This window comes from Roseofilum reptotaenium CS-1145, from assembly GCF_028330985.1.
GTDB classification, from domain to species: Bacteria; Cyanobacteriota; Cyanobacteriia; order Cyanobacteriales; family Desertifilaceae; genus Roseofilum; species Roseofilum reptotaenium.
Genome location: NZ_JAQMUE010000077.1, coordinates 26,568 through 44,356 on the forward strand (window position 1 = coordinate 26,568; position 17,789 = coordinate 44,356).

A 17,789-nucleotide genomic window follows, 5' to 3' on the forward strand; every position below is an offset into this window, starting at 1 on the left:
ATAATTAATCTCGATTTTCCATCACGCCTACCAGGGATTGTAAATCAAAGTCACGATCGCGCCCACTCAGACAAATCCCCGAACTCATCACCGTTAAATCCCCTTTACTAATGGCAGAAACATGGTGTTCTCCATCCGCCGTTGTCCATTCTACGTGCCAATAATCCCCTCGATCGGCAAATTCTTGCAGCGCTCCTCCCCCTTGTTTCAGCGCTTGATTTAAGCGACGGCGATCGCGTTTTTCCGTACCAAATTCTTCCTGTTGTCCAGCTACCAATTCATAAGTAATTTTGGCTTCTGGAGTCATGCCCGAAAACTGGAGCGTTTCCGGGTCAGTTAACTGTTTTAAGTGCTGCTTGAGCGTGTCCGTAATTTGCGGGTCTGCGCGGCGATCCACACTTTCAAACAACCAGGTAGACCCATCTCCACGGGCGATAATCGTTTCAAATGCCCCGCCCTCAGTAACCAAATGAACCGGAGTCGGTTGAGTAATGCCATAGCGTTTTCTTGCTTCATCCCCATTTACCGGATAAGCTAACCAAGTTTGTCCTTTCAGGCGATAACTGAGCCAAAATCTTAGGGGTTTGAGCAAATTTAAATACTCGCTAATTTGCGGCAAAGTTGGCTCATCCACCCATTGAGCTGTTCGCGTATCGAGAGGTTTGAAAATGCCCCAGCCTTCAAAGTCCGCCGGTTGCGGTTGAAAACAATACGCGATAGAGGCGATCGCCGTTTTCACCCTTCCTCCCGCTACACAAGGTGCGAGAAATTCCTGCTCTTGTAATTCTTGTTCCTGGTTTGCCAGTTGATTTAAAAGGTTGTTGATATCCATAAGCACCACGCGCTGGTAATCGGTAATGGGTCACCTTTTTCCCTGAAAGTTTTCCTATATACCGTTGTAACCCATGGGTCGAGATCTCGCTCGAATCTGAGGTAAGGATGATCTCAAGAATCACTCAGAAAGAATTAATCTGCGATCGCTCCATCTCGAATAGGCTAGAAAGTATCCATTAACCTCACTGAAAATCTATGGACACCAAAGATATACTCGCTATAATACATCCTACCCTAGCTGTAGCCCTTGTTTATCCCCTCATTGGTATTGTGGTTCACTTCGCCTGGCAAACTCGCCAACGACGATTACAAATAGCAGCAGGGGATAAAAGTAAAATTCCGACTATCGTTGGCCCAGATCATGTCAGAATTGGCCAATGGCTCACGGGTTCTGTAGTTGGCATCAGCTTAGTTGCCCTGGCTTATGTCTTGTTTATTGATAAACCCCGCTCTAGTACCGCTGAAGCTATTTTAGTCGCCCTGTTATTTGCTGCTACTATTACTTCCCTAGTTTACCTCTTCCGCGTTAGTAAACGTGGCTCTAAATTATGGCGAGGTGTATTTGCAACCGGTGCAGGTATGGGTCTAGTCGTTCTAGGTTGTCAAGATGGTGTGTTTCGACGGGGCTATGAATGGTATATTTCTCACTATTATTATGGTATTACTGCGGCCCTATTAATGATTTTCTCTTTAGCGATCGTACAAGATATTTACCGCGATCGCTCCCATAAATGGCGCATGGCCCACATTATCCTGAACTGTGTCGCCGTCTTATTGTTTTTTGGTCAAGGATTCACCGGTTCCCGTGACTTGCTAGAACTTCCCCTCGATTGGCAAAAACCCTATGTCTATCAGTGTAAGTGGAGTGCAAAAACCTGTCCTCAGTTAGGCGATTAATGCCGCGATCGTCAGGGGTTAATAAAACTTTACTTCACGTCAGTTTTGAATAACCGGAAACGTTTAGACTCTCTTTTGCTGTAATCTCGGTTCTTGGGTCAAATTAGCCGCAAAATGCCCTTAACCAAAACTGACATTATTTAATCAGGGAAACTTTAGTTAACAAGGGGGATAATTCCCCTTGTTAATCGTCTTACGTAATCTTCTCAATAGATAGCAAGCTAGAGTTGAAGTAATATAGTCAATCTAAATAACAGTGAGACATTTTTGTAGGGGCAAATTTTTTTCACCCCTACATATACTTGTTGAAACTAATTTCAAGATATACTAGAAAAACCACTATAGTATTCTTACTTGGGTGTTTCGCATTACCTCTGAACCAAGACAGATGTGGATAGAAGACAGGTATACCTATCAACTCTCCAAAGTTCTATCGGGTGCATCAGTTCAGCAAAAGCCAATGAGGACTTAAGATCATGGATGAACAGCATCCCGAATTAGCCTGTTTAGTTGTACAAAAAGATGCAGACGAAGCAACTAAACGAGCCAACTTAGTGGAAGAACTCCTCGCTATTGGTACCGCTCTATCAGGGAGTCACGATTTACAACAGTTATTAGATCTGATTTTGTCCAAAAGTCGGGAAATCACTTCTAGTGATGCCGGAAGTGTCTATTTAGTCAACCACAAAGAAGATGCCCAAGAGTTGATTTTTAAGACCGCCCAAAATGATTCGATCTCGACCCGTCTGTTTCAGGAATTTGCTATTCCCTTAACTCCGAAAAGTTTAGCCGGTTATGTAGCTCTGACTGGGGATACCTTAAATATTGTCGATGCGTACCAACTCCCCTCGTCCGTTCCTTATCAACTCGATCGCAGCTTTGACCATGATTTTGCTTATCGGACTTGTTCTGTTTTGGTGCTGCCGATGCAAAATAATGAAGGGACAGTCATTGGAGTCTTACAGTTAATTAATCGCAAACACCAACCGGATCTGCACATTACGGCCACTAATGCTCTAGAGAATACTTTACCGTTTAGCCAGTTTCAAGAGCAAATTGTGCGATCGCTCGCTTCCCAAGCGGCTATTTCCATTGAACGAAATCACCTACAACAAAGTATTGAAACTCTATTTGAGGGTTTCGTGAAAGCCTCTGTACAAGTTATCGAAGCCCGCGATCCGACCACTTCTGGACATTCGGAACGGGTAGCAGAATTAACCGTTAGACTAGCCCAAGAAGTGAATGATATTCACTCCGGCCCCCTCCATTTAATTTGGTTTAATGACCGGCAACTTCAAGAAATTCGCTATGCCTCTTTGCTACATGATTTTGGTAAAGTCTTGGTTCCGGAAACCATTTTAGGGAAGCGAGAAAAGCTTTATCCCGAACAGTTAGAAGTGATTCGCCATCGATTTTCCTTGGCTCAACGGACGTTAGAAATGGAGTGCTATCAAAACAAGTTTAAGTATTTAGTCGAACATCCCAGTCATCACCATTCAGAAGATACGGAAGAGGATTGTCCCCATTGCGATCGTTTGGGGCAATTAGACCAGGAATTAAATCAGGCGATCGCCTACTTAAAAGAATCTTTAGCCCTAATTGAAGACCTCAAGCGTCCCTTAGCCATTGAAACAAAAGAACTCAAGACTCATTATCAGACGTTCAAGCAGCAATTAGAAAAGATTGCCCAATTCACCTATCGAGATGTGGATGGTCAACAAAAACCCTTACTCAAACCCGACGAAATCGCTCAGTTACTGGTGGTTCGAGGCAATTTAACGACTCAAGAACGGTTGGCGATCGAGGCCCATGTCACCCATTCCTACGAATTTCTCAAGCGCATTCCCTGGACAAAAGGTTTACAAGATATTCCGGCGATCGCCTACGGACACCATGAAAAACTTGATGGCAGCGGATATCCCCAAGGACTCCATCAACAAGATATCCCCATGCAAACCCAAATGATGAGCGTTGCCGATATCTATGACGCGCTCACTGCCGCAGATCGCCCCTATAAACGCCGCCTTCCCATTGATATCGTCATGAAAATTCTCCATGAAGAAGCCAACAACGGCAAAATTAACCCCGATCTTGTTCTCCTCTTTGAACAGCGCCAAGTCTTTACAGCTCTCGGCCACACCTGGCCAAAAGAGAGCGTATCAGCCGCCTAAGAACAATGAATAATTAACAATTAATAATGAACCATTACGTCTGATGGATTCATATTTTCATTCCCATTAGACGTAAACTCATATCAAATTCATTTATTCGTGCTACACACCAATCACCATGTATCCGTGTCCTCCTATCCCCCCCATCTCCCCATTCTCCCCCATCCCAAAATTTGTAATTCTTATCATTTCCCCCTCTTTTCCCCACAACTTCCACAACATTTCCACAAGTTTCCCTGGTCTTTTCCACAACTTCTCCAGAATTTTACACAACCTTAATCTGACAGAACTCCTATCTCACCGTATCACTAGGCTTGACTTGGGGATTTTCCTCCAGGGGTGACGGTCTCGATTCTCTATTCTAGAAAAATAAAGTTATGTAACAAAAACTAGCTTCAAACCCTTATTCTATCGTTTATGTAACAAAAAATGATTGGCTTTTTTAATATTTCGCAACATTGACAAGACCCCCCATTCGTAGCACACAATAGAGTCGCAAGGCATCATGCCAACATCCACTCAACCCAACCCTAGAGGGCTGCATATGCATACTACAACTGTGAGTATTCTGGCAGAAATACCTGAAGACCTCCACGAATCCATCCAATGCTATTTAGAAAATCATCCCGATTGGGATCAAGAGCGGGTATTTTCTGCGGCCTTGTCCCTATTTTTGCTGCAAAATGGAAATGGTCAGACTCCAGAGAGCCATCAATCTAGCTATCGGAAGGCAGCACGGGTTTATCTTGATGCTCTATTTAATATATCTGCTCTGCCTTAACGGTCTGCACCTGTTATTTATCCGGTCTTAACCTTCCTATCACTGATTCAACCTCATCAATTGAGCGGCTCGATACATCTAAAGTTGTTAACCCAGGCCAGAGTTGCTGAAGTGAATGATTAATGTAGGTCTAGAATCGGATTTGTTATTGGCCAATCCTCGCTTACCCCAGTTTGTCTATTGGAGAGGCCAATTACATTAGGAGACTTAAAACCCATTCTAGAGGATCAATTAGAACACTTATCAGAATTACATAAAAGAGAGCGATCGCCGGTTTTTCTCCCTCCCCTCTGGAAACGCTACAGTAGAGGAATCGAATCATACCCAGATAACCAGAAGATGCGATCGCCCCTACCCTTACTCACCGTTGAAGAATATCTACACGCTGAAGCAGATAGCCCCATTCGCCATGAATACCTAGGCGGGCAAGTCTTTGCCATGGCAGGTGCAAGTGAAGAACACAATCTCATTGCCGGAAATCTTCTTGCTCTGTTGCGTCCCCATCTGCGAGGAACCGACTGTCGGGTATTTATATCCGACATGAAAATTCAAATTCAAGACCATATTTTTTACTATCCAGACTTGCTCGTAACCTGTAGCCGGAAAGACAATCATCAATACTTCAAAACTCAGCCCAACCTGATCGTTGAAGTCCTTTCCAAAAGTACAGAAAGCCTTGACCGACGAGAAAAACTCACGAACTATCAAAAACTAGAAAGCCTCAAAGAATACGTTCTTGTCTCCCAAGAGAGAATCCAAGTTGAAGTCTATCGCCAAGAGGCTCCTGGCAACTGGACAGTCCAAATCTTAGACGCAGAAAGTGAATTAACCTTAGAATCAGTAGGACTAACCCTCACCATGGCCCAGATCTACGAAGATGTCTTCAATCTGGCATAATCGAGGGTAGTCATTATTTTTGCTGAGTTTGAACGTCGTCGCGATCGACAGTAATTGTAAGGAGTTTACTTGTGCTGACTGCAACTGAAGTAATAACAGAAAAAAAAGTTTGGACAGATGAGGAATTCATGGCACTGCCCAAGGACGGACACTGCTATGAAATCGTAAATGGAGAATTGATCGACATGGGAAATTCAGGGGCATTACATGGCAATATTGCCATTATTCTAAGCTCTGCTCTTTTTGCAGTAGTCAATACCCAGAAACTAGGAGCTTTGTTTGACTCCAGCACTGCCTTCAAAATGAAAAATGGGAATAGGCGCTCTCCTGATATTTCCTTCTTTGCTAAAGAGCGTTTGCAAGGAATGACCGAACTCCCCTCTGGATTTTTAGAGGGTGCGCCCGATCTAGTCGTTGAAGTCCTATCTCCTGGCAATACCGTTGAAGAAATACACGACAAACTGGTGGAGTATTTTGAGAATGGTACTCGCCTAGCCTGGATTATTCACCCTAGCGAACATTATGTCTTGGTTTATCGCTCTGCCCAAGAACCCGATCGCCTGCTGAAATCTGTTGACGCTTTAGACGGTGAAGAGGTGATTCCTGGCTTTACCTTACCCGTGGCCGATCTATTCCAGAGACTTTCATTTTAACGAGAAAATGATTTATTGAGAATTAACCGAGTATGGAACCATCTGGCCCCGAAACTCAGCCGGGCACGTATAGTGGGGATAATCCAACAACCCCTCCTCAAAACTCTCCGCCTTCAAAGACTCCTCCTTTCCCACCGTGTTCAAGTTTCAATCCCATTCATCGCTATCAATTTCCACTTGGCATCAAACTCATCACATAATGCTGTAATACCGGCTGTAAGGCATAAAATTTTTCCTCTTTTTCAATTAAATAACGCCGAGTTAAAGATTGTAAAGCATTTAGTAGGTCTGAGGATGAAATGGGTTGATGCTCTAGTAATCTTGCCAGGTTAACCGGTTTGCCCTCTCTCGCCAACAGAAATATGACTTCTTTTTCAGTTTCCGATAACCGATTAAACTGTTGGTCTAAATTATCTTTTAAATCTTCAGGTAGTATAATATCGTCCTCAACAAATAACTCACTGGGGCTGAGTTCTAAATCTTCCATTAAAGTTGCCAATGTTTTTAACCATAAAGGGTTCCCTTGGTAGAGGGAAGTCAGCGATTGACTAATCTCCGAACTGGCAATCCCGCGATCGTCAAATATTTTTACAGCCTCTTTGTAGTTTAACCCAGTCAGTGTAAGGCTGCGAACGGCATCGTATTTGCTTTTGCACTGGGCAACTTCTCTCGGTTGTTCCCAACCAGTAAGCAACAAACAACTGTGATGATATAATTCCTCAATTTGCTTAAAGAAGGTTCCATAATCTTTCGTTTCCGGTTTATATTCTCCTGAAATTTTTCCATCACTAAATAGATTTTGAACATCATCAAAAACCAATAAGCAGCGATATTTTTGCAGATATTTACGCAGGGATAACCGCCTGTTTTTTTGAGGTACTGACTGGATTTCTTGCTGCTGGCGAAGAAAATCAATTAGATCCGTTTCTAGTTGGGCAAGCGTTGGGCAATTTTCTAGACTCCGCCACACCACATAGTCAAATTCATCTTTGATTTCTTGGATTAGTTTTGTCGCCAGTGTGGTTGTACCAATGCCACTTATTCCGTCAATGGTGACCAGACGACATTTTTCTTGAATAATCCATTTTTTCAGAGTTTTGAGTTCATCTGTACGATCATAACAAATTGGACAATCCGGCATTTCACTCAAATCTTGATGCCTGATTTCCGTTGTTATCCTGTCAGATTTTGTGGAATGATTTCCCGTATTGGGTATATTCGACTGGTGGTATGCATCCCTACAAAAATTGTAATTACTAATCTGTGCAAAGTCTTTGGCGCAATTGGAAGATATAATAGCAACTTTTAACCTTTCCATTGTAGCTCGATAATTAGATTTATGGACATCTTCCCCCAACATTTCTGAGAGTATTTGCCATAATTTAGAACCCACATCCCTAACATGACCTTCAGAACAGCGAAATCCATCAGCTATTTCTTGGTATGTCTTACCTTGGACTGTTCCTCGAAGTACCGCTTCTTGCAAGTCATCAAGGTGCTGCTCTGTCTTGGCTAATACCAACTCATCTGCGAGTTTTAACATTTCCTTAAGATTCATCCTCTCTCGCCCATCTCAGACTGGCTCTGATTATATCCTACATTTTCCGATGATTGCTGACATTTAGTGATAATTCCCAAATGGACTTCATTTTTTTCTCAGAAAAGTTCATACTAAATATTACATTTTCCGATTGCCTAAGTCTCAATCAATGAAATACTATTAAAAAGTCAATCAACCTTAAAAGCTCATGTCTCAAGTTATCTCTGTTAGTCCAGAAACTCTTCAGTCAGGAAATTCAAATCTAACCATAGATACCCAATCCGTTTATTCGGAATATCCTTTTCAAGAAATTTCTCAAGGATTATACAATGAAATTTCTAAGTCATTATATCATACTGAAAAAACTGAAGATGGTAGTGTTCCAGGTTTTTGCATATGTTGTATCCAAGGTTGTTGTGTCAGCCATTGCTGTATTCAATGTATGAACATTAATTAAATACATATAATGGAAAGGAGATGAATATGTACTACCCAAGCCAATATAATCATTTATTTGAAACCACAACGGCTAACGGAAAACCAGTTAGGTTATTAAGCAACCTTTTTTTTGGTGCATCAATACAGGTCAATGCAAAAGTCTATAAGGTTTTTAAGGAGGCAGAAATAAATGGATCGATTCAGGGTAAATATTTAAGTGCAGACGTTTGGCAGTATTTCCTTGACAAAGGTTTTGTTTGGACTGAAGCAACCTCCGAAGATGCGACAATCAAAAGTTTATTTAGGAGACAATTCAACGGAGATGCAATTGCTGCTCATTTAAAAGGTGGTGATTATGGTTTCATAACTTCTCTTAACTGCAATTTGGCTTGTCCCTATTGTTTTCAAAGAAGTAAGGCAGACTCTTGCGGATTTTTAACTCGACAACAAGTAGACTTAGCCTTCAATGTCATAGAAAGTCGTGAAACTAAAATTAAGAGTCTTGTAAAAGAAGACAAAGGCTTTTTGCCAAAAATTTCAATTACTGGAGGTGAACCTTTACTACCCAACAAAGCGAACTTAGAAGTTCTAGAATACCTGCTTGAACGGTTGGGGGATTTACAGTGGCCATACAGTATTACTACAAATGGAACAGAGTTAGCCAAATTTGTAAAGAATCGTTCCTTAGAAAAAAACTGTAATCATATCCAAGTGACTTTAGATGGATCTGCTGAAATTCACGATCGACGGCGTTGCTTTCGTAATGGTGCCCCTTCATTTGAAAAAATTTGTTCGGGAATTGATGCAGCTTTATCAGCTAACTGGCCAATTGTCTTACGGGTGAATTTAGATATAGATAGCGTTAAGTTTATCTCTCAACTTTCTCAATTCGTCCAAAAACAAGGATGGTGCAACAATCAACACTTTTACGCTTATGTATCGCCTGTAACGGATCATGGAAATATCGGTGATTATGAGAATCCTAATGAAGCAGATTTGCTCGTTAAGCTATTGGATATACTTCAAGAAAGTCCAGAGGTAAGGGAAGTTTTTGATATTCGGCATTTTCGAGGCTTTAGTTATGTAGAGCAAATGCTAAATAAAAAACCACGTTATCCGATTTTTTATCGATGTGAAGCTGTCCGAGAAATGTATATTTTCGATCCTAAAGGAGATATCCATGTTTGTCTTGAGGCGGTTGGAGATCGATCTTTTCGGATTGGAACCTACGATCCATCCTTGAGTTTAAATGATGCGTCAGTAACTAAATGGACTCAAAGAAGTGTTATGGACTTGGACAACTGTCGTAACTGTAAAGTTCGCTTTATTTGTTCTGGTGGTTGTGCTTTTGAGGGATTTAACTACCCAGAGAAAATTCATTGTATGCCTTTCCTGGAAGAAATAGATATTGCCTGGGAATACTACGTTAAAACTAAGCCAGAATTATTTAAGGGTAGCGCTTTGTGATGTCATGAAGGGCGATCGCACTTTTTCCTCCCTCCCCTCTGGAAACGCTACAGTAGAGGCATCGAATCATACCCAGGATAAGCAGAAGATGCGATCGCCCCGTTCGTCATGAATACCTGGGCGGGCATATCTTTGCCATGGCCCAAATCTACGAAGATGTCTTTAACCTGGGATAACCTATCACTTTTCAATTTTTCCTTGCTCCAACCAAGCTTCATATAAATCTGGTCGTCGCTGCTTCGTCCTCTCCACCTGCTGCTCGTAGCGCCATTGGGCAATTTTGCCATGATCCCCCGACAGCAAAACATCCGGAACCCTCTGGCCCCGAAACTCAGCCGGTCGCGTATAGTGAGGATAATCCAACAAACCCTCCTCAAAACTCTCCGCCTTCAAAGACTCCTCCTTTCCCACCGTCCCTGGTAACAGCCGAATTACCCCATTAACGATCGCCAAGGCCGGAATCTCACCCCCCGTTAGCACAAAATCCCCCAAAGACACCTCACGAGTCACCAAACTTAACACCCGCTCATCTACCCCCTCATAATGGCCGCAAATAATCGCCAACTGGTCATACTCCCTCGCCCAAGTTTTAAACAATCCCTGTTCTAGAGGCTCTCCCTGGGGAGTCATCAACAGCACCTCACGATGATTCCCCAGCGGTAAAGATTCCACCGCTGCAAAAATAGGTTCCGGCTTAATCACCATGCCCACACCCCCCCCATAAGGTTCATCATCTACCTTATGGTGCTTATCAGTGGTAAAATCGCGGGGGTTGGTCAAATAAACCTGAGCAATGTTTTTGGCAAGAGCCTTGCCCAACAATCCTGAACTCAGGGGGGACGAGAAAAAATCAGGAAACAGTGTAATGAGATCGAATCGCAAGAGTGACTCCTATTCAACTGAACTAGCATCACAGAGAGCGGATTTCCCTGTGATTAGATTATGTATTGGCCATTAAGCTATAGCATAGAAGATACCCGAAATCCCAGAGGTTGAAGGTCTTCAGGGTTGAATTGCTCAACCCCTTACTAGTCCCTTGTTGACCGCTTCAGAAGAGAATCCTTTTTTAAAACTTCTCTTCTAACCCCCATAAGTCACCATGATGTGTAAAGTCAGTTCCATGTTAAAGTTTCAATCCCAACCCCAATCGCCACACACGCCTCGATCGACCAAAACCTCAATTATGATCATTGGCGGTGCAGAAGACAAAATTCATGGTCGAGAAATTCTGCAAACCTTTTTTAAACGCTCTGGGGGGAAAGAGGCTAAACTCGGGATAATCCCTTCAGCCTCTCGCGAACCCTTATTGGTGGGCGATCGCTACCGCACCATTTTTACAGATATGGGTGCTAAAGATATCATGGTCTTTGACATTCGAGACCGGGAAAGTGCCAGCGCCTCCCAATGGCAAACGTTCCTCGAAGAGTGTACCGGAGTCTTCATGACTGGAGGGGATCAACTGCGGTTATGTGGACTTCTGGCCGATACTCCAGTGATGGAAACCGTGCGTAAAAAGGCCCAAGCCGGTCAAATTACCCTGGCTGGAACGAGCGCTGGGGCCGCTGTTATGGGAGAATATATGATTGCTGGTGGCGGCAGTGGTGAATCCCCCAATCGTTCCCTGGTTGATGTAACGACGGGATTGGCGATCGTGCCCGAACTGCTTGTCGATCAGCATTTCCATAACCGTAATCGTATGGCTCGACTAATCAGTGCCATATCTGCTTACTCAGACCGTATCGGCATCGGTATAGACGAAGATACCTGCGCGATCGTTGAAGGGGATGGACTCTTATCTGTCATTGGCAAAGGCACCGTCACCATCGTCGATCCTGGAAATCTCCTCTTCAACAATGAACACATCGTTGGTGCAACCGATCCCCTAAGTATCTGCAACCTCAAGGTTCATATCCTTTGCCATGGAGGACACTACAATATGCACTCAAGAGAAATCATTATCGATCCCGGCCAAACCGGAAACTGACCAATGTCAAGTTAAATCCCAAGAACTGTCCAATGTGAACAGTTTCTCATCCACTTTACCCTTCATGCTTACCAGAGGGTGGAATCAGGATGTCAAAATCGTTAACTAACAACCTGTATCAACCTATCTGCCATAGCAGCTTGCCTTCCTTAGCATCCCTAGCATTGCGCGATCCATCTGCCCCATGAAAATCCTCAGAACCCTAACCTTACGTGGCCCAAATTACTGGAGTATTCGCCGAACCAAATTGGTCATCCTACGCCTAGACTTAGAAGATCTAGCCGAAAGACCCTCGAATACAATTCCCGGTTTCTATGAAGGTCTCACCCAAGCTTTACCCAGTTTAGTTGAACACTATTGTGCCCCAGGATATCGGGGAGGATTCCTACAAAGAGTTCAAGAAGGCACATACATGGGCCATATTGTTGAGCATGTTGCCCTAGAACTGCAAACCCTGGCCGGAATGAGCGTTGGCTTTGGTCGAACTCGTGAAACTGCTGATTCAGGTGTGTATCAAGTCGTCTTTGCATACTTAGATGAAAAAGCGGGTCGATATGCAGGAAGAGCGGCTGTCCGACTGTGCCAAAGCATTGTCGAGACGGGCAGTTATCCCCTCTCGGAATTAGAACAAGATTTACAAGACTTACGAGAACTTTGGGCAGATGCAGCTCTGGGTCCCTCTACTGATGTTTTAGTCAAAGAAGCCACAGCCCGTGATATCCCTTGGATGCAACTGAGTGCCCGATTCATGATCCAATTGGGCTATGGGGTATACCAAAAGCGAATTCAAGCCACCCTCAGTAATAGAACTGGCATCCTGGGTGTAGAACTGGCCTGTGACAAAGAAGGAACTAAAAAAATTCTCCGGGATTCCGGCATTCCTGTTCCTAGAGGGACTGTAATTGAATACCTTGATGAACTCGAAGATGCTATTGATGAAGTCGGTGGCTATCCCCTCGTTATTAAACCCCTCGATGGTAATCATGGTCGCGGAATTACCATCAATGTCAAATCGTTTGAGGAAGCAGAATTAGCCTACGATGATGCCAGTGCTGCATCTAAAACCCGTCGGGTCATTGTAGAACGCTATTATGAAGGCAATGATCATCGAGTTCTTGTGATCAATGGTAAAGTGATCGCGGTTGCTGAACGAGTGCCAGCCCATGTGGTTGGGGATGGAAAATCTACCATTGCTGAGTTAATTGAAGAAACGAACCGTGACCCTAGGCGAGGACAAGGGCACGACAATGTTCTGACTCGAATTGAAATAGACCGAAATAGTATGAACTTGCTAGATCGGCAAGGCTATACCCTCGATAGTGTACCCAAAAAAGATGAAAGGTGTATGCTTCGGGCAACGGCTAACCTGAGTACGGGGGGGATTGCTATTGACCGCACCGATGAAATGCATCCCGAAAATATTTGGTTAGCTGAACGGGTGGTGAAAACTATTGGCTTGGATATTGCCGGAATTGATATCGTGACTTCTGATATTAGCCGCCCTTTGCGAGAAACGGATGGTGTGATTGTAGAAGTTAATGCAGCTCCTGGCTTTAGGATGCACGCAGCTCCAAGTTATGGGCTTCCCCGGAATATTGCTGCACCGGTGATGGATATGCTGTTTCCTCCGGGCACGCCATCGCGCGTGCCTATTTTTGCGCTAACGGGGACTAATGGCAAAACAACAACCACTCGCCTTACAGCCCATATCATGAAACAAACGGGCAAAGTGGTCGGATATACGACTACAGATGGCACGTACATTGGAGATTATTTAGCAGAACCAGGGGATAATACGGGGCCGCAAAGTGCCGAACTAATTCTAAAAGACCCGACGGTAGAAATTGCGGTGCTAGAAACAGCTCGTGGTGGTATTTTGCGTAGTGGACTGGCCTTTGAGCGCTCGGATGTGGGCGTAGTCTTAAATGTGGCGGCTGACCATTTAGGACTGGGAGATATTAACACCATTGAACAAATGGCTCAAGTGAAAGCAGTGGTAGCTGAAACAGTTAAACCCGACGGCTACGCTGTTCTCAATGCCGACGATCCCCGGGTTTGTGCCATGGTAGAACGCTTAAAATGCAATATTGCCTATTTTTCCATGGAATCGGATAACCAGGTAGTTAAACGGCATACGGCTCAAGGGGGTATGGCGGCAATTTATGACAAGGGTGACTTACTGATCCTCAAAGGGGAATGGAAAATGAGGATTAGTAAAGCGGTAGATATTCCGATGACGATGAAGGGGATGGCTCCATTCATGATTGCGAATGCTTTAGCAGCAAGTTTAGCAGCATTTGTCCACGGAGTGAGTCTTGAGGATATTCGAGCAGCGTTAGAGACGTTTGAGGCTTCATCAAGCCAAACCCCAGGACGGATGAATTTATTCGAGCTTGGTGATTATAGTGCTTTGATCGATTATGCCCATAATCCCCACAGTTATAAAGCGTTAGGGCAATTTGTGAAAAACTGGCCGGGAGAGCGCATAGGCGTGGTTGGCGGCCCTGGAGACCGCAGGGATGAGGATTTTATTACCCTTGGGGAGCTGTCGGTGGATATTTTTGACCGCATTATTGTCAAAGAGGATGATGATACTCGCGGCCGGCCTCGCGGAGATGCGGCTGAGTTAATTACTAAGGGGATTGAAAAGTGCGATCGCCAGTGTCAGTATGAGGTGATTCTCAATGAAACTGATGCCATTAATACAGCTTTAGACTCGGCTCCCAAGGAGAGCTTAGTTGTCATTTTGCCCGAAACGGTTTCACGGGCAATTCGCTTAATTGAGAGCCGCCTTCCGTCTAGAAATTAGGATTTGGGTGAGTCCGAAGGGTTTGCTTCTGAAGTGAAGTCAACCTCTGATTCTGACTCACTGTTCATTTCTGCTTTAAATCCACGAATGGTTTTGCCCATAGCTCTACCCATTTCGGGGATTTTTTTAGGCCCAAAAATGAGCAGAGCAACCACAGCAATAATGCCAATTTCTGGTAATCCGAGACCAAACATAGGGGTTTCCTGAGCTATAGAGTGAAGGGTTGCTGCTGCCTACCCTAGGGAGAGGGTTTTGGCGAGATCAAGCAACCTGGTATACTGATATGCTTAAAGGTTAGCATCCTTTGGAAGTCCCTTGCTGATGTCTTGAATGGGTGAAGGTCTGGTTATGTCACGAGTGGTATTGAGAGAGCAACAACATCCCCTAATTCGGCAGTTAGCCGATACTCTAGAGCAGGTTTGGAAAACTTATCTAGACCTGGAACCCTATGATTTGCCTGGAGAGTTAGGTTATGTGGAGGGACGACTAGAGGGGGAGAAGCTAACAATTGAAAATAAATGTTATCAAACGCCTCAGTTTCGGAAGATTCATCTGGAGTTGGCAAAGCTCGGCAAGGGTTTGGATATTCTCCATTGTGTGATGTTTCCGCGACCGAATTATAATTTGCCCATGTTTGGTTGCGATCTAGTGGCGGGTAAGGGACAGATTAGTGCAGCGATCGCCGATTTGTCTCCAGTGAATCCTAACCGCACCTTGCCAGAGTCCTATTATCGAGCGCTGCAATCTTTACCTAAACCAGAATTTGCCCAATATCGCCAACTCCCCCCTTGGGCGGATATTTTTTCCGAGTTTTGTTTGTTTATTCGCCCAGAAAATGAAGCGGAAGAAGTTCATTTTGTCGAACGGGTAGAGGCATTTATGAAAATTCATTGTGCCCAAGCCGCAGCCGCGCAACCCGTTTCCGCCGGAGAACAGAAGACAATTTTGGCCGGTCAACGCTATTACTGTACCCAACAACAACAAAATGATAAGACTCGCCGAGTCTTAGAAAAGGCATTTGGCCGCGAATGGGCAGATAATTATATGAATAAGGTGCTCTTTGATTACGTTGAAAACCCGGAAGACTGTGTGGTTTAACCTACTTTAATTCAGGCGATAATGGAGACTTGAGATAAGCTTGGATTGCCTGAAGTTCAGTCTCGGTGGGCGCGCTACGGCGATGGACTTCCTTGAGGAATCGTAAGCTTTCCCAGAGTTCAAGACCTTGGTGGCGACACAGATAAGCAAGACAGACCGTAGGCGATCGCTCTATACCCGCAAAGCAATGGATATAAAGAGATTTTCCTTCCTCTAGGGTTTGGTGAACCAGCTTAACCGCTTCGGCTAAGTCTTCAGGTTTCAATGGTTCTTGATAGTGACTATCGGGCAGAGGATAGCACAGACACTGAAATTGGCTCTTAAATTCAGGTTGGATTGCCCCTTCTGCCTCTGGACAGAGGGAGAGAATGGTTTCAATCTGTTCTTCCTGTAGACGGGCATAATGGTTTTTATGGATTGGCAGGGGGCCGATCGCCAATTTCCGAGGTAAAACCCAATGGCAACAAAATCGATCTTTACGGTTTGAAGATTGCCCTGGGGACTTTTGAGTTAATTTCTTCCAGAATGAAATCACGATAATCAGGAACGATTCAGATCATTAGTATAATCAAGGCGAGGTAAGAAACCTCCGGAATTTCAGTTGCTAAAGGTGATGTAGTAATCGTCAACCACCAGAAGGTGTTGAGTGTTAAACTATATCTCCAATAGTATAGAGTTGAATTTTAAAAAAAGCATATATGGCTAAATTGATAATGGCAAAGGCGATCGCTCAAGAACCCAAACGATTAAGTCCCTTAAAAACAAAGCAGAGAAAAAACATATGGGTAACATGGATACGATCTTCTGGGGCGATCGCCTTGGCGGGTTGTCTGACCTGGGGTAGCTTCCCCACCCTTGTTTTAGCTCAAAGTCCAGTTGCCCCCGTCCCCACTTCCTTACCCGTAGATGAAGGCTATACCCTCGGAGCAGGCGATCGGCTAAAAGTTGATATCTTTAACGTTCCTGAATATAGCGGCGAATTTTTGATTTTATCCGATGGCTCCCTCAATTTACCCGTTGTAGGTGCAGTGCAAGTTCAGGGGCTAACCTTTCCTCAAGCATCGGATAAAATAGCGACCGTTATGTCTCGCTATCTGCGGAACCCCATTGTTACCCTCAGCTTAATCAGTGTACGTCCTGTGAAAGTGGGCATAGCTGGAGAAGTCTATAGTCCTGGCGTATACTCCATGTCCTTAAATGGGAATGAAGAAGTTGCTTTACCAACCGTCACTCGTGTAATTGATTTAGCTGGAGGAATTACCCAAGCAGCGGATATCCGAAGGATTCAAATCCGTCGCTCTCGTTCCAGTCAACAAGACAGCGATCAGATCATTACGGTAGATTTATGGAGATTATTACAAACTGCCGATCTAAGTCAAGACCTCTTATTAAGAGATGGCGATAGTCTCTTTATTCCGACTGCCACAGATGTAGATTTACAAGAAAGTAGTATTTTAGCGAATGCCAGCTTTGCTGGTGCAGACTCAGGCCCTTTAAAAATTGCAGTCGTCGGTGAAGTAAATCGACCGGGCCCCTATACCATCAACAATAACTCAGAAGAAAATGATGTTACCGTGACTGCTGCCATTCAATCAGCCGGGGGCATCACAGAACAAGCTGATATTCGCAATATTCAAGTGCGGCGGTTAACCAAATCGGGAAAAGAGCAAATTGTTGATGTTGATTTGTGGAAACTCCTTCAAGAAGGCGATTTACGCCAGGATATGCCTCTCCAAGAAGGGGATACCATTGTTATTGGCACGGCCACTGAACTGAGTCCAGATGAAGCCACAGAACTAGCTTCAACCAGCTTTTCCCCAGCAGTGATTAACGTTAATATTGTGGGAGAAGTTATCAGACCGGGTAGAGTAGAAGTACTCCCGAATACCCCCTTAGCCCAGGCTTTATTAGCGGCAGGAGGATTTAATAACAATGCCAGAGAACGTTCAGTGGAATTGATCCGCCTGAATCCCAATGGGACGGTCACCAAGCGAGAAGTCTCCATTGACTTTAGCCGAGCGCTAGACGAAGGGAATAATCCAGCCTTGCGTAATAACGATACAATCGTTGTATCCCCATCCCGTGTAGCTGAATTGGGCAATGCTGTAAGTCCAGTCTTTAATGTCTTAGGAACCGTAGGCGGAATCTTTACGATTCCCAGAACGGTGTATCGTTTATTTGATGATTTGTTTTAATTGATAAAATCATGCTCCTCAGCCA

At 44.2% G+C, this 17,789-nt stretch carries 15 protein-coding genes and 1 pseudogene; 10 read left to right on the forward strand and 6 right to left on the reverse strand.

Annotation, left to right across the window (positions count from 1 at the left end):
- Positions 1 to 4: 4 nt before the first annotated feature.
- Positions 5 to 832, reverse strand: coding sequence for a hypothetical protein (locus PN466_RS14550; RefSeq protein ID WP_271940369.1), 828 nt, complete (start codon positions 830 to 832; stop codon positions 5 to 7).
- A gap of 197 nt (positions 833 to 1,029) precedes the next feature.
- On the opposite strand from PN466_RS14550, the gene PN466_RS14555 reads away from it, so the two are divergent.
- The 5 genes from PN466_RS14555 to PN466_RS14575 all read left to right on the forward strand — a co-directional run bounded on the left by PN466_RS14555 (position 1,030) and on the right by PN466_RS14575 (position 6,233).
- Positions 1,030 to 1,731 (forward strand): DUF4079 domain-containing protein, encoded by a 702-nt coding sequence (locus tag PN466_RS14555; RefSeq protein ID WP_271940370.1) that lies wholly within the window; start codon positions 1,030 to 1,032, stop codon positions 1,729 to 1,731.
- A gap of 476 nt (positions 1,732 to 2,207) precedes the next feature.
- Positions 2,208 to 3,902, forward strand: a complete 1,695-nt coding sequence (locus PN466_RS14560; protein WP_271940371.1) for a GAF and HD-GYP domain-containing protein — start codon at positions 2,208 to 2,210, stop codon at positions 3,900 to 3,902.
- A 544-nt stretch (positions 3,903 to 4,446) separates the two neighbouring features.
- Entirely contained in the window at positions 4,447 to 4,683 is a 237-nt protein-coding gene (locus tag PN466_RS14565; RefSeq protein ID WP_271940372.1) for a DUF2811 domain-containing protein, read from the forward strand.
- Positions 4,684 to 5,022: 339 nt separating this feature from the next.
- On the forward strand, positions 5,023 to 5,580 hold the full coding sequence (locus tag PN466_RS14570) for a Uma2 family endonuclease (protein ID WP_271940418.1): 558 nt from the start codon (positions 5,023 to 5,025) through the stop codon (positions 5,578 to 5,580).
- A 128-nt stretch (positions 5,581 to 5,708) separates the two neighbouring features.
- Entirely contained in the window at positions 5,709 to 6,233 is a 525-nt protein-coding gene (locus PN466_RS14575) for a Uma2 family endonuclease (RefSeq protein ID WP_278003101.1), read from the forward strand.
- A 33-nt stretch (positions 6,234 to 6,266) separates the two neighbouring features.
- Here PN466_RS14575 and PN466_RS26355 read toward each other — a convergent pair.
- Positions 6,267 to 6,371, reverse strand: a pseudogene (locus PN466_RS26355) (tRNA (guanosine(37)-N1)-methyltransferase TrmD); the annotation flags it as partial.
- A gap of 28 nt (positions 6,372 to 6,399) precedes the next feature.
- Positions 6,400 to 7,776 (reverse strand): NB-ARC domain-containing protein, encoded by a 1,377-nt coding sequence (locus PN466_RS14585; protein ID WP_271940374.1) that lies wholly within the window; start codon positions 7,774 to 7,776, stop codon positions 6,400 to 6,402.
- A gap of 474 nt (positions 7,777 to 8,250) precedes the next feature.
- Between PN466_RS14585 and PN466_RS14590 the strand changes: the two genes are divergently transcribed.
- The gene (locus PN466_RS14590) at positions 8,251 to 9,678 is read left to right on the forward strand and encodes a radical SAM/SPASM domain-containing protein (protein WP_271940375.1); all 1,428 of its coding nucleotides are present in this window, start codon (positions 8,251 to 8,253) and stop codon (positions 9,676 to 9,678) included.
- A 180-nt stretch (positions 9,679 to 9,858) separates the two neighbouring features.
- Here PN466_RS14590 and trmD read toward each other — a convergent pair whose 3' ends face one another.
- Positions 9,859 to 10,560, reverse strand: a complete 702-nt coding sequence (trmD, locus tag PN466_RS14595; protein ID WP_271940376.1) for a tRNA (guanosine(37)-N1)-methyltransferase TrmD — start codon at positions 10,558 to 10,560, stop codon at positions 9,859 to 9,861.
- A gap of 238 nt (positions 10,561 to 10,798) precedes the next feature.
- Between trmD and PN466_RS14600 the strand changes: the two genes are divergently transcribed.
- Together PN466_RS14600 and cphA are read left to right on the forward strand one after the other, a co-directional pair.
- Positions 10,799 to 11,662, forward strand: a complete 864-nt coding sequence (locus PN466_RS14600) for a cyanophycinase (RefSeq protein WP_271940377.1) — start codon at positions 10,799 to 10,801, stop codon at positions 11,660 to 11,662.
- Between the two features lie 184 nt (positions 11,663 to 11,846).
- Positions 11,847 to 14,471, forward strand: a complete 2,625-nt coding sequence (gene cphA, locus PN466_RS14605) for a cyanophycin synthetase (protein ID WP_271940378.1) — start codon at positions 11,847 to 11,849, stop codon at positions 14,469 to 14,471.
- On the opposite strand, the gene tatA is transcribed toward cphA, so the two are convergent.
- The gene (gene tatA, locus PN466_RS14610; RefSeq protein WP_271940379.1) at positions 14,468 to 14,665 is read right to left on the reverse strand and encodes a twin-arginine translocase TatA/TatE family subunit; all 198 of its coding nucleotides are present in this window, start codon (positions 14,663 to 14,665) and stop codon (positions 14,468 to 14,470) included. The two genes, cphA and tatA, sit on opposite strands and share 4 nt — an antisense overlap.
- A gap of 154 nt (positions 14,666 to 14,819) precedes the next feature.
- On the opposite strand from tatA, the gene PN466_RS14615 reads away from it, so the two are divergent.
- Positions 14,820 to 15,569: a phycocyanobilin:ferredoxin oxidoreductase gene (locus PN466_RS14615; protein WP_271940380.1), complete on the forward strand. Its 750-nt coding sequence runs from the start codon at positions 14,820 to 14,822 to the stop codon at positions 15,567 to 15,569.
- A 1-nt stretch (position 15,570) separates the two neighbouring features.
- On the opposite strand, the gene PN466_RS14620 is transcribed toward PN466_RS14615, so the two are convergent.
- The gene (locus PN466_RS14620) at positions 15,571 to 16,104 is read right to left on the reverse strand and encodes a protein-tyrosine phosphatase family protein (protein ID WP_271940381.1); all 534 of its coding nucleotides are present in this window, start codon (positions 16,102 to 16,104) and stop codon (positions 15,571 to 15,573) included.
- Positions 16,105 to 16,267: 163 nt separating this feature from the next.
- Between PN466_RS14620 and PN466_RS14625 the strand changes: the two genes are divergently transcribed.
- Positions 16,268 to 17,764, forward strand: a complete 1,497-nt coding sequence (locus PN466_RS14625; protein WP_271940382.1) for an SLBB domain-containing protein — start codon at positions 16,268 to 16,270, stop codon at positions 17,762 to 17,764.
- Positions 17,765 to 17,789: the final 25 nt, after the last annotated feature.